This window comes from Ferribacterium limneticum, assembly GCF_020510625.1.
In the GTDB taxonomy this organism is placed as follows: Bacteria; Pseudomonadota; Gammaproteobacteria; order Burkholderiales; family Rhodocyclaceae; genus Azonexus; species Azonexus limneticus_A.
On the sequence record NZ_CP075191.1, the window covers coordinates 1133773 to 1145172 of the forward strand.

The window sequence follows — 11400 nt, forward strand, 5'->3', positions numbered from 1 at the left end:
CCCGGGCTGTTTTCTTTGGTACTAGACAAAAGAGAGGTGGCTGACATCGGCGCTGCTTTTGCCGCATAATCGAAAGCAATGCCGGCCTCAGGAGACAATCTGTCCGGTGCCCCGTCGCGGGGAAATTCGACTCTCGAAGTCGTCCGATAACAACGCATGGAGTGAATATGACTTCTCACATCAAGGTTCCGCAAGGTGGCTCGAAAATCGTTCCGGGGCAGGCGATTCCGGATAACCCGATCATTCCGTTCATTGAAGGTGACGGTATCGGCATCGACATCACGCCGGTGATGATCAAGGTCATCGATGCGGCGGTCGACAAGGCTTATGGCGGCAAGAAGAAGATCCACTGGATGGAGGTTTATGCCGGCGAAAAATCCACCCGTCTGTATGGTCCGGACGAATGGCTGCCCAAGGAAACCTTCGATGCGCTGAAGGAATACTCCGTCTCCATCAAGGGGCCGATGACGACGCCGGTCGGCGGCGGCATCCGTTCCCTGAACGTGGCCCTGCGCCAGGAACTGGATCTCTACCAGTGCGTCCGGCCGGTGCAGTATTTCAAGGGTGTGCCATCGCCCTTGAAGCATCCGGAATTGGTCAACATGGTCATCTTCCGTGAGAACACTGAAGACATCTATGCCGGTATCGAGTGGGCTTGCGGCTCCGAGGGCGTCAAGAAAGTCGTCAAGTTCCTGCAGGAAGAAATGGGCGTCAAGAAGATCCGTTTCCCGGAATCCTCAGGCATCGGTATCAAGCCGATTTCCGTCGAAGGCACGTCGCGCCTGGTTCGCGCTGCGATCAAGTACGCCATCGAAAATGATCGCAAGTCGGTGACCATCGTGCACAAGGGCAACATCATGAAATTCACGGAAGGCCTGTTCCGTGACACCTGCTACAAGCTGGCCCAGGACGAGTTCGGGGCTGAATTGATCGACGGCGGCCCGTGGTGCAAGGTCAAGAATCCCAAGACCGGGCGCGAGATCATCATCAAGGATTCCATTGCCGACGCCTTCCTGCAGCAGATCCTGTTGCGTCCGGCCGAATACGACGTGATCGCCACCACCAACCTGAACGGCGACTATATCTCCGACGCACTGGCGGCCCAGGTCGGCGGCATCGGCATCGCGCCGGGGGCCAACATCTCCGACCAGTACGCCTGCTTCGAAGCCACCCACGGGACCGCACCGAAGTACGCCGGTCTGGACAAGGTGAATCCGGGCTCGCTGATCCTCTCGGCCGAAATGATGCTGCGCCATCTCGGCTGGATCGAAGCTGCCAATCTGGTGGTCAAGGCCATGGAAGCGGCCATTGGCGACAAACAGGTGACCTATGACTTCGCCCGCCTGATGGAAGGCGCCAACGAATTGAGTTGCTCCGATTTTGGCGATGCCATGATCGCCCGCATGTAGTCTCGCCGGGAGATTTCGCCTGAATGAAGCCCCCGCTTGGGGGCTTCTGTCTTTTGGAGCCCCAACAGGCCAGGCGGAGGCGTATGCTGTTGCCAGCCAATTGGCCATGCAATCGCCGCCGTCAGGCGCGAACGAAAGGATAGTCTTGTGAGCCCTGCCAAAATTGAAGAACTCTTCGAACTCCTCCGCGCGGCTTGTGCCCGCCAGTTCCGCTTCAATCCCCGGCGCGTCACCGCCGGCATGCGCTATGTCGGCAAGGAGGGGCATGGCAAGGACATGGTCCATGTTTTCCGTGATGCCTCGACGCATTCACAGATTGCCCTGGACAGCACCTTCGCCACCCTGCGCGAAAAGCATGGCGAAAAACCGCATTGGACCGAAGCGGAGAAAGCTCATTACCAGAATACCGACGCCGAGATCGACGCCGAAATTGCTGCCAAACAGGCCGAACTCGAGTTCGTGCAAAATTCTGCGCTCTATCAGGACCACAAGGCCGAACTGCTGACGCACTACAAGGACTGGCCCGGCTATGTCCCCGGCGTGACCAATCCGCGCGAAGCGGCTCGGCTGTTGATCACGGCGCTGGCCGAAGCCAAGGATGCTCGCTTTGTCGCTTTCGCCGAGCACCTGGGCTCGAACGATCCAGAGCATCTGGCCCATCTGCTGCTGTCGCCGTGTCACCTTGAAATCGAAGCCGCCAAGGCAGCCGCAGCGCCTTAATCAGGCGCTACAGCAGGCGTCTGAACGTCGGCGGGAAGTACAATCCGGGGATGACAGAAAATGTAATCAACGATCCCGTCGAGACTGAAGAGGCCGACGTCATCAACGAACCGCGCCTGTGGCGCAGCAATGGCTGGACTGCCCGCGTCATCAAGAACGAAGACGACGAAGGCTGGGCTGTCGAAATGATCAAGGATGGTGAGTCCGAGCCGGCGCTGGTCGGCCCGTGGACCATGGGCCGCGACAAGAAAAGCCCCAAGCCGCTCGATGTGTCGGCCTTCCAGACCCTGATCAAGACCGCCTCGGAAGTCCTGCGCCGCCATGAGCATCAACTACATGCGATGCTCCACAAGAAACTGACGGTCGACCGGGAAAACGGGCCGGTTTTGATCAGCCTCGACATTGGCCCTGACGAGGATGACCCCTACGCCACATTGAGTGCCGAAGATGCCGATGGCGAACAACTGGCCACAGTCCGGGTCGGGCCGAATTTCAAGCTCAGCTCGGCCAGCGCCAACGCCTGGATAGACGACGAATTCCGCCAGCCCGAGTAAGGCCATCAATGAGCATCGAAACCATCACCAGAAAACAGGCCGTCAAGGACTATACCGGCTACGCGTGCATCGGCCTCTACAACCCGAAAGGCCCGGAAAACGTCGGCTCCATCATGCGTGCCGCCGGCTGCTACGGCGTCAACACGGTTTTCTACACCGGCAAACGCTACGAGCGCGCCGCGGAGTTCCGCACCGACACCAAGCAGGTCCATCTGCAATTGCCGCTGATCGGCGTGGAGGACTTGCAGCAAGTCATCCCTTTCGGTTGTGTGCCGGTCGCCATCGAAGTGCACCCGGACGCCAAGCCGCTGACCGAATACCAGCACCCCGAGCGTGCCTTCTACATCTTTGGCCCGGAAGACGGCAGCCTGAAAAAGAACGTGACCTCATGGTGCAAGGACATCGTTTACATCCCGACCCACGGCTGCATGAACCTGGCGGCAACGGTCAATGTGGTGCTTTATGACCGGATGCTGAAGGCGAGTTGGTCGATGGCGAAGTGACGCTGCGACCTGCACTGTGGCGTACCCATAGCGCCCTCACAAGGCGGTTTCTGTTTTGCGTTAGAATTTGCGCCATTCCCCCATTTTCTGGTGTTTTACGATGAGTGCAGACTTGGAACCCGCCGCTTTGAGCGCCGACGAGTTGTTGAAGCGGCAAAAGGAAGTGCGCAAATGGGTGCTGGTGCGCAGCTTCCTGTTGGGTGTGCTGGTTGCTGCCTGGTGGATTTTGTTCGTGCCGGAATCCATCGTGGCTTCGACCTTGAAATACGTGCTCGGCGTTGTCGTCGGCCTGATAGCGACGGGCGGGTATCTGTACCAGTTGCGCGGCGTATTCCAGGCGCCGGCCAGGGATTGAGCGCGAGCGCCCGGCAACGATGCCTGCGGCTCGGGGAAGCCTTCTGAACAAACAACCCATCGCTGTTTTTGACTCCGGCCTCGGTGGCCTGACGGTGTTGCGCGCCCTGCGCGATCGACTGCCGCAGGAAGATTATTTCTATTTCGCTGACACCCGGTTTTTGCCCTACGGCGATCGGCCGGAAGTGTTTCTGCGCGAGCGCGGGGTATTGATTGCCAAAGCGCTGGCCAGGCGCGGTGTCAAGGCCTTGGTGATTGCCTGCAACACGGCAACAGCGGCCGCGGCGGAGGCGATTCGGGCAGCCATTGATTTACCTGTGGTGGCGCTGGAACCCGGGGTCAAGCCGGCAGTGGTGCTGACCCACAGCGGCGTCATCGGCGTGTTGGCGACGACGCGGACTTTGGAGAGCGAGCGCTTTCAACGGCTGGTCGGCAATCATGCCCATCATTTGCAGGTGATCGCCCAGGCTTGCCCCGGGCTGGCCGAGGCCATCGAGGCACAGGGGCCGGATAGCCCGCAGGTTGCCGTCTTGCTCGATACTTTTGTCGCACCGCTGGCTGCTGCGGCGGCTGATGTTGTTGTGCTCGGCTGCACGCATTATCCCTGGGTGGCCGAGGCGATTGCCCGGCGCATGCCGGCCGGGACGCGCCTGCTCGATACCGGCGAACCGGTAGCCCGCCAACTGGAACGATTGCTGGCGGCGAGCAATCTGCTTGGCGGCGGACATGGTCGGCTGACGGTAGCGACCAGCGGCGCCCCCGCCTCGGTGAGCGCCACGGTTGAGCGGCTGTGGGGGACAAACCTTCACGTTGAACACTGGGAGCCCTGAGATGAGCGAAGCACAAAAGCCTTTGGCCGGACTCAAGGTGGTCGAACTCGGCACGCTGATCGCCGGGCCGTTCTGCACCCGCATCATGGCCGAATTCGGGGCCGAGGTGATCAAGGTGGAATCGCCCGATGGCGGCGACCCGTTGCGCAAGTGGCGCAAGCTGTATGAAGGCACATCGCTGTGGTGGTACGTCCAGGCCCGCAACAAGAAATCGGTGACGGCCAACCTGAAGCACCCGGAGGGCCGGGAGTTTGTCCGCAAGCTGATTGCCGAGGCGGATATCCTGGTCGAGAATTTTCGGCCCGGCGTGCTGGAAAAACTCGGGCTGGGTTGGGAGGCGCTCAAGGCGGACAACCCCGGGCTGGTCATGGTGCGCCTCTCCGGCTTCGGCCAGACCGGCCCGTACAAGGATCAGCCGGGCTTCGGCGCGGTTGGCGAGTCGATGGGTGGCCTGCGCTACATCACCGGCTTTTCTGACCGGCCGCCGGTACGCACCGGCATTTCCATCGGCGATTCGATTGCCGCCTTGTGGGGCGCCATCGGTGCGCTGATGGCACTGCGTCACAAGGAAGTCAATGGCGGGGCCGGGCAGGTCGTCGATGTTGCGCTCTACGAGGCGGTTTTCGCGATGATGGAGTCGCTGGTGCCGGAATTCGACGTCTTCGGTTTCGTCCGCGAACGGACCGGCAACATCATGCCGGGCATCACGCCATCAAGCACGCACACGACCAAGGACGGCAAGCACGTCACCATCGGCGCCAACGGCGATGCAATCTTCAAACGCTTCATGCTGGCCATCGGTCGGCCGGACATGGCCGACGATCCGACGCTGGCCGACAACGCCGGCCGCGATGCACGGCGCGACGAAATCTATGCGCTGATCGACCATTGGTGCGCCGGGCTCGATGAGGCCGACGTGCTGGCCATGCTGGCCGCGGCGGAAGTGCCATCGTCACGCGTTTATTCGGCAATCGACATGTTTGCCGACCCGCAATTCATCGCCCGCCAGATGTTCGAGTCGGCACAGTTGCCGGATGGCAAGGCATTCCGCATTCCCGGTATCGTACCGAAATTGTCGGAAACGCCGGGTTCTACGGAATGGCTGGGGGTGGAACTGGGCGCCCATACCGACCAGGTGCTGACCGGTTTGGGTTATCGGCCTGAACGGATTGCCGAATTGAGAGCAGCCGGCGCGGTCTGATTATTTGCCTCGCCGGCTACGCTTGGGTTCAGGTCTTGAACTGACTGATCAGTTGCTTCAGGTTGCCGGCAATGTCTTCGAGTTCATGTGCCGACTCGGCTGTGCCGCGAATGGTCGCCGTGGTTTCCTCGACCATGTTGGCAATCTGTTCGACCCGCTGGGCAATGGAGGTGCTGGCCGTGCTTTGCTCCTTGGTGGCATCGGCCACTTCGGCAACGCGATCCAGGGTTCGGCGAGCCCCATCCTCGATGGCTTGCAGGGACTGCGAAGCTGACGAGGCAAGGGCAACCCCTTCCTGAACTTCGGGCAGGGCAGCGTTCATGGCTTCAACCGCGCCCACTGTATCGTGCTGGATACCGCTGATCATCTGCTCGATTTCCAGTGTCGCCGACGAGGTCCGTTCGGCCAGCTTGCGCACTTCATCGGCCACGACGGCGAAGCCTCGGCCCTGTTCTCCGGCGCGGGCAGCCTCAATGGCAGCGTTGAGCGCCAGAAGGTTGGTTTGGCCGGCAATATCCTTGATCACGCTGGCTATGGTCGAAACCTGATTGGCTCGCTCTTCCAGGGCGTGGATACGCCCAGACGCATCGGTGACCGTATCGGCAATTTTCTGGATTGCCATACTCGCCTGATTGACCCGTTCGCTACCGCGTCCGGCCAGTTCAGCCGCCTCCGAGGTTTCGCGAGCTGTTTCGTCGGCACTGTCGGAAATGTGGTTGGAGCTGACCGTCAGCTCTTCGATGGCGGCCGCCATGGCCGAGGTCGAGTCGGCCTGATGTTCGGCTGCCTTGGCGACCTCGTCGGAAGCCCGGGCGATGTGGTCGGCATTGGCCACCAGCTTGTTGGCATCTGCGTTGATGGCGCTGACCATTTGCCGCAGCGAACCGACCATGCCGCCAAGCGCATGGAGCAGGCTGCCGCTGGGGGCATTTTCGAGGCGTGCAGTCAGGTCGCCACCGGCAACCCGCTGCATGATCTCGGTAGCTGCCTGCGGTTCGCCGCCCAGTTGGCGCAGGATGCTGACGCTGATCTGCCAGCCGATCAGGCTGAGGAGCACGAGCAGGAGTGCTGCGATGCCGCCGAGCAGCATGGCACCCTCCTTATATTCGCGCTCAACATCATCGATGTAGATGCCGGTGCCGATCACCCAGCCCCAGGGCGAGAAAAGTGCGGCATAGGAAAGTTTCGGTTCAGCCTTTTGTTGCCCGGCCCGGGGAAACCAGTAATCGACAAAGCCACCGCTCGCCTGGGCGGCGCTGATCAGTTCCCTGATGATCAGTTTGCCGTTGGTATCCTTGAGGTCGAGCTTCTCTTGCCCTTCCATGCTGGGATTTGCACCGTGCAGGAAATAAACCCCCTTGGTGTCGATGCCGAAGTAGTAGTCATCCTTCTCGAAGCGAAGGCCACGGAGGATGTCGCGGGCAGATTTCTTGGCCTCTTCTTCGCTCAGCTTGCCTGCACCGACCAGCTTGTGCTGCTGGTCGATCACGCCGGCGGCGACCTCGACGAGGTTGCGCAGCTTGATCTTGCGATCCTCCATCATGGTGTCCTTGAGCTGATAGAGGGAGGTGAAACAGAGTATCAGCAGACCCAGCAAGGTCAGTCCGATGAGCAGATAGATGCGTGTCGAGACACGGCTTCCAGAGAATCCCATGATTTTCCCCTGTATTGCTTTGGTTATAGATATGCGATTATGGTAACGCTAAAATTAACAAAACAGCAATTAATTATTTGAGACGGAAGCGCAACCACAACAAGGTGTCGCGGGGGCTGTCGGCAGGAATGCTGCTCAGGGAGCGGACGGCCTTGAGTGCGGCCTCATCGAGAAATGCATGGCCGCAGCTTTGCTCGACACGGGCTGCGACCACCTTGCCTGATTCGTCAAGGACCAGCAAGACCTGGACATCGCCTTCCAGACCACGGGCAATGGCTTCGGCCGGATAAAACTGGCCGGCCGCATCCAGTTTTTTCAGGTGTTCGCGAACAGCCTGGTTAAAGGATTTCGGGGTGTTGGCCTGGTTTGGCTTGGCTGGGCGTGGCTTTAGGCTGTCGACTGGCCTGGGTGGCTCAGGCAGCTTCAGCAGCGGTGGTGGCTGATCAACCGGCGGTGGACTGCGCAGTTCAGCCTGCAGCGGCCGGGCAGTCTCGGGCTTGGACGGGGATTTGACTGCATCTGGCAAAAATGGCAATAGATGCAAAGAGAGCGACAGCGCCAGCGCTGCAAAAAGCCGGTGATCGATCCGGGTCATGAGAAAATGGTGGCTGGCCTGAGGCAATGGAAACGCAATGAGACTAACTGCAAAACGACTGGTCGCCATGATAATCGGGATGGGGCTGCTGCTGTCGGCGGCAAGCCCGGTTTTTTCGGCCGATGCCGGGGTGTCGCCGGACCCGATCGCATTTACCAACAGCATGGAACTGGGTGACTTGCGGCAGGCCGAAGCCTGGCTCGATGCCGGGATGTCGCCGGATTTCATGGGCAGCCGGGTCGGTTCCGGGCTGATGATTGGCGCCTGGGAAGGCAAGATCGACCTGATGCGCCTGTTCATTTCGCGGGGTGCTGATATCAACAAACTGAACGCCAATGGCGAATCGGCTATCGCCCTGGCCGCGTGGCGCGGCAATCTGGAAGCCGTCAAATGGCTGCTGGAACGGGGAGCACGGATCAATGCTCCGAAGCGCCAGTGGTCGGCACTGCATTACGCTGTATTTGCCGGGCATGCCGAAGTCGCCGACTACCTGATCGAGCAGGGTGCGGACATCGACGCCCAGAGCACCAACGGTTCCAGCGTGCTGATGATGGCTGTCTACGAAGGGCATCAGCAACTGGCCCGCAAGCTGATCGAGAAGGGGGCCGATCGCACGCCGAAGAACGAGTGGGGCGATGGCGCGCTGGAATGGGCAATGCGCCAGAACCGGCTTGAGCTTGCCCGCATGGTCAGCAATCCCGAAGAGTTCAACATCGCCGTCAGCCAGCCCAAGGAAAAATGGGGCGAACCGACGCGTTCGCTGCGGACTTCGAAAGACCTGGAGAACCTGCTCAATATTCGCGAGACTCTGGTCAAGCGGGGCATGGACACCGCTGCAATCGACAAGCGGATTTCCGTTGAGCGCATGCGTATCGTTCGTTCCGAGCTTGATCGGCAGACGCCGGCCCGGGCGGTGACCATGGAAATTACCGCCAGCCGCAACAAGCCGCAGGAGCAGTCGGCCAAGATCATCTACGACGACAAGGGCAAGGCGACCGGCTACAAGGCACCGCCAGCCACTTACTTCGGCACTCCCAAGATGCCGCCCAAGGGGCAGGTGAAAAACTACTGAGCAGCGACTGGACAGAGGTCCAATTGCCAAGCCTGACGGGCTGATGCAGACTGCCCGGAACGACAGAAAGAGGAGCCGGCATGCTTTACGTGACTAGGGATGGCAACGGGCGGATCAGCGAGCTGCATTCGATGTCCGTTGGCGACAACCAGGAGGCGCTGCCGGCCGATCATCCGGAGGTGCTGCAATTCCTGCACGACCGCTGGCGGCAAAGCGAACTCGATCAGCTCGACCGCGATTTCGTGCGAGCCATCGAGGATCTGATCGAACTGCTGATCAAGCGGGAGGTGATCATGTTCACGGACCTGCCGGCCAAGGTGCAGGAAAAGTTGCTGCGCCGCAAGGAAGTGCGCCAGCAAACGCACTATCTGGGCGATATCGGCGTCGGCGGCGACGACATCATTCCGCTCTGAGGCAGTGCCGGCCGCGCAGTCCCGGCCTCAATTGACCGTCATGACTGCCTTGACCAGTTCGGCCAGGGTACGGACGCCCATTTTTTCCATGACTCGGGCCCGATGGGCTTCGACCGTTTTCATGCTGATGTTCAACTCGTCGGCGATCTGCTTGTTCAGCTTGCCGGCGACGACCAGTTGCATGACCTCGCGCTCGCGCTGGGTGAGTTGATCCAGGCGATGCGAAATGGCGCCGTCGCGCTGGCGGCGGGCTGACAACTGGTTGTCCAGTTCCAGCGCGCGCTGGATGCGCGACAGCAGGTCTTCGTTATGGAACGGTTTCTCGATGAAGTCGCAGGCGCCGCGTTGCAGGGCGGAAACGGCCATCGGCACGTCGCCGTGGCCGGTAACGAAGATGACCGGCAGTTGTGAGCCGAGCGAGTCCAGCTTTTCCTGCAGTTCCAGGCCGCTCATTTCCGGCATCCGGACATCCAGCACGATGCAGCCTTGCATGTCGCTGCGCCAGGCTTTCAGGAAGCTTTCGGCCGAATCGAAGCACAATAATAGGGGACAGACCACGGTTTATAATGCCCATTAACCGACCAACTCTCCCGCTCACCCCATGCCCCGTCGCCCCCGCCTCTCACTGCCAAACACGCCGCTGCATCTGATTCAGCGTGGCAACAACCGCCAAGCCTGCTTTATTGCTGACGAGGATTACCGTTTCTATCTCGACTGGCTGGCCGAGTATGCCGGCAAGACCGGTTGCCGTATTCATGCTTACGTGTTGATGACCAACCATGTGCATCTGTTGGTGTCATCGGCACGCGGCGAAGCGCCGGGCGAAATGATGAAGGGCTTGGGACAGCGTTATGTGCAATACGTGAATCGCACTTACCGGCGTAGCGGCACGCTCTGGGAGGGGCGTTATCGCTCTTGCCCGACGCAGGCGGAAGATTATTTGCTGGCTTGTCAGCGCTATATCGAGTTGAACCCAGTACGCGCCGGGATGGTGGAACATCCGGCGGAGTATCGCTGGTCGAGTTACCGGGCGAATGCGCAGGGGGAGAGCGATGCGCTGATCCAGCCCCATGAAGTGTATGGCGCACTTGGCCCGGACGCGGCGAGTCGGCAGGCGGCTTATCGGGAACTGTTTCGTTACGAATTGGAACCGGGCTTGGTGGATGAGATTCGGCGGGCGACCAATGGCAATTACGCCTTGGGCAGCGATCTGTTTACGGAGCAGATCGCTGCGGCGCTAGGGCGGCGGGTGACGCCGGGAAAGTCAGGGCGACCGCGCAAGGTGGCTGATCCGGAGTCGATGGGTGGATAAAACCGTGGTCTGTCCCCTATTTATACTGCTACGTTCGCTGCGGACTTCGAAAGATTTGGAAAACCTGCTCAATATTCGCGAGACCCTCGTCAAGCGCGGCATGGATACGGCGTCAATCGACAAGCGGATTTCCGTTGAGCGCATGCGTATCGTTCGTTCCGAGCTTGATCGGCAGACGCCGGCCCGTGCTGTGACCATGGAAATTACCGCCAGCCGCAACAAGCCGCAGGAGCAGTCGGCCAAGATCATTTACGACGACAAGGGCAAGGCGACCGGTTACAAGGCCCCGCCAGCTACTTACTTCGGCACTCCCAAGATGCCGCCCAAGGGGCAGGTGAAAAACTACTGAGCAGCGACTGGACAGAGGTCCAATTGCCAAGCCTGACGGGCTGATGCAGACTGCCCGGAATAACAGAAAGAGGAGCCGGCATGCTTTACGTGACGAGGGATGGCAACGGGCGGATCAGCGAGCTGCATTCGATGTCCGTTGGCGACAATCAGGAGGCGCTGCCGGCCGATCATCCGGAGGTGCTGCAATTCCTGCACGACCGCTGGCGGCAAAGCGAGCTGGATCAGCTTGACCGCGATTTCGTGCGAGCCATCGAGGATCTGATCGAACTGCTGATCAAGCGGGACGTGATCATGTTCACCGACCTGCCGGCCAAGGTGCAGGAAAAGTTGCTGCGCCGCAAGGAAGTGCGCCAGCAGAAGCACTACCTGGGCGATATCGGCGTCGGCGGCGACGACATCATTCCGCTCTGAGGCAGTGCCGGCCGCGCAGTC

Annotated in this window: 15 protein-coding genes; 12 read left to right on the plus strand and 3 right to left on the minus strand. The window is 60.4% G+C overall.

What is annotated here, in order from left to right; genetic code table 11:
- Positions 1–167 precede the first annotated feature (167 nt).
- The 7 genes from icd (at position 168) to KI617_RS05470 (ending at position 5571) form a co-directional block, all read left to right on the plus strand.
- The gene (icd, locus tag KI617_RS05440; protein ID WP_226451005.1) at positions 168–1409 is read left to right on the plus strand and encodes an NADP-dependent isocitrate dehydrogenase; all 1242 of its coding nucleotides are present in this window, start codon (positions 168–170) and stop codon (positions 1407–1409) included.
- Positions 1410–1556: 147 nt separating this feature from the next.
- Complete coding sequence (locus KI617_RS05445; protein ID WP_226451006.1) at positions 1557–2129, plus strand: hypothetical protein; 573 nt, start codon at positions 1557–1559, stop codon at positions 2127–2129.
- 50 nt (positions 2130–2179) lie between these two features.
- Positions 2180–2683 carry a hypothetical protein gene (locus tag KI617_RS05450; RefSeq protein WP_226451007.1) on the plus strand — a complete coding sequence of 168 codons (504 nt, stop codon included), beginning with the start codon at positions 2180–2182 and terminating at the stop codon, positions 2681–2683.
- Between the two features lie 8 nt (positions 2684–2691).
- Positions 2692–3186 (plus strand): RNA methyltransferase, encoded by a 495-nt coding sequence (locus KI617_RS05455; protein WP_226451008.1) that lies wholly within the window; start codon positions 2692–2694, stop codon positions 3184–3186.
- A 100-nt stretch (positions 3187–3286) separates the two neighbouring features.
- On the plus strand, positions 3287–3541 hold the full coding sequence (locus tag KI617_RS05460; protein ID WP_226451009.1) for a hypothetical protein: 255 nt from the start codon (positions 3287–3289) through the stop codon (positions 3539–3541).
- A 19-nt stretch (positions 3542–3560) separates the two neighbouring features.
- Positions 3561–4370: a glutamate racemase gene (gene murI, locus KI617_RS05465; protein WP_226451010.1), complete on the plus strand. Its 810-nt coding sequence runs from the start codon at positions 3561–3563 to the stop codon at positions 4368–4370.
- 1 nt (position 4371) lies between these two features.
- Positions 4372–5571 carry a CaiB/BaiF CoA transferase family protein gene (locus KI617_RS05470; RefSeq protein ID WP_226451011.1) on the plus strand — a complete coding sequence of 400 codons (1200 nt, stop codon included), beginning with the start codon at positions 4372–4374 and terminating at the stop codon, positions 5569–5571.
- A 28-nt stretch (positions 5572–5599) separates the two neighbouring features.
- On the opposite strand, the gene KI617_RS05475 is transcribed toward KI617_RS05470, so the two are convergent.
- Together KI617_RS05475 and KI617_RS05480 are read right to left on the minus strand one after the other, a co-directional pair.
- Positions 5600–7225, minus strand: a complete 1626-nt coding sequence (locus KI617_RS05475) for a methyl-accepting chemotaxis protein (protein WP_226451012.1) — start codon at positions 7223–7225, stop codon at positions 5600–5602.
- A 73-nt stretch (positions 7226–7298) separates the two neighbouring features.
- Entirely contained in the window at positions 7299–7820 is a 522-nt protein-coding gene (locus tag KI617_RS05480) for an energy transducer TonB (RefSeq protein ID WP_226451013.1), read from the minus strand.
- A gap of 37 nt (positions 7821–7857) precedes the next feature.
- On the opposite strand from KI617_RS05480, the gene KI617_RS05485 reads away from it, so the two are divergent.
- Together KI617_RS05485 and KI617_RS05490 are read left to right on the plus strand one after the other, a co-directional pair.
- Positions 7858–8892 carry an ankyrin repeat domain-containing protein gene (locus KI617_RS05485; RefSeq protein ID WP_226451014.1) on the plus strand — a complete coding sequence of 345 codons (1035 nt, stop codon included), beginning with the start codon at positions 7858–7860 and terminating at the stop codon, positions 8890–8892.
- 80 nt (positions 8893–8972) lie between these two features.
- Positions 8973–9305 (plus strand): hypothetical protein, encoded by a 333-nt coding sequence (locus tag KI617_RS05490; RefSeq protein WP_226451015.1) that lies wholly within the window; start codon positions 8973–8975, stop codon positions 9303–9305.
- A 27-nt stretch (positions 9306–9332) separates the two neighbouring features.
- Here KI617_RS05490 and KI617_RS05495 read toward each other — a convergent pair whose 3' ends face one another.
- Complete coding sequence (locus KI617_RS05495; RefSeq protein WP_226451016.1) at positions 9333–9863, minus strand: response regulator transcription factor; 531 nt, start codon at positions 9861–9863, stop codon at positions 9333–9335.
- Between the two features lie 43 nt (positions 9864–9906).
- Here KI617_RS05495 and KI617_RS05500 point away from each other — a divergent pair, with 43 nt between their 5' ends.
- The 3 genes from KI617_RS05500 (at position 9907) to KI617_RS05510 (ending at position 11379) form a co-directional block, all read left to right on the plus strand.
- Entirely contained in the window at positions 9907–10617 is a 711-nt protein-coding gene (locus KI617_RS05500; RefSeq protein WP_226451017.1) for a transposase, read from the plus strand.
- A 55-nt stretch (positions 10618–10672) separates the two neighbouring features.
- Positions 10673–10966 (plus strand): hypothetical protein, encoded by a 294-nt coding sequence (locus KI617_RS05505; RefSeq protein ID WP_226451018.1) that lies wholly within the window; start codon positions 10673–10675, stop codon positions 10964–10966.
- Positions 10967–11046: 80 nt separating this feature from the next.
- Positions 11047–11379 (plus strand): hypothetical protein, encoded by a 333-nt coding sequence (locus tag KI617_RS05510; protein WP_226451019.1) that lies wholly within the window; start codon positions 11047–11049, stop codon positions 11377–11379.
- Positions 11380–11400: the final 21 nt, after the last annotated feature.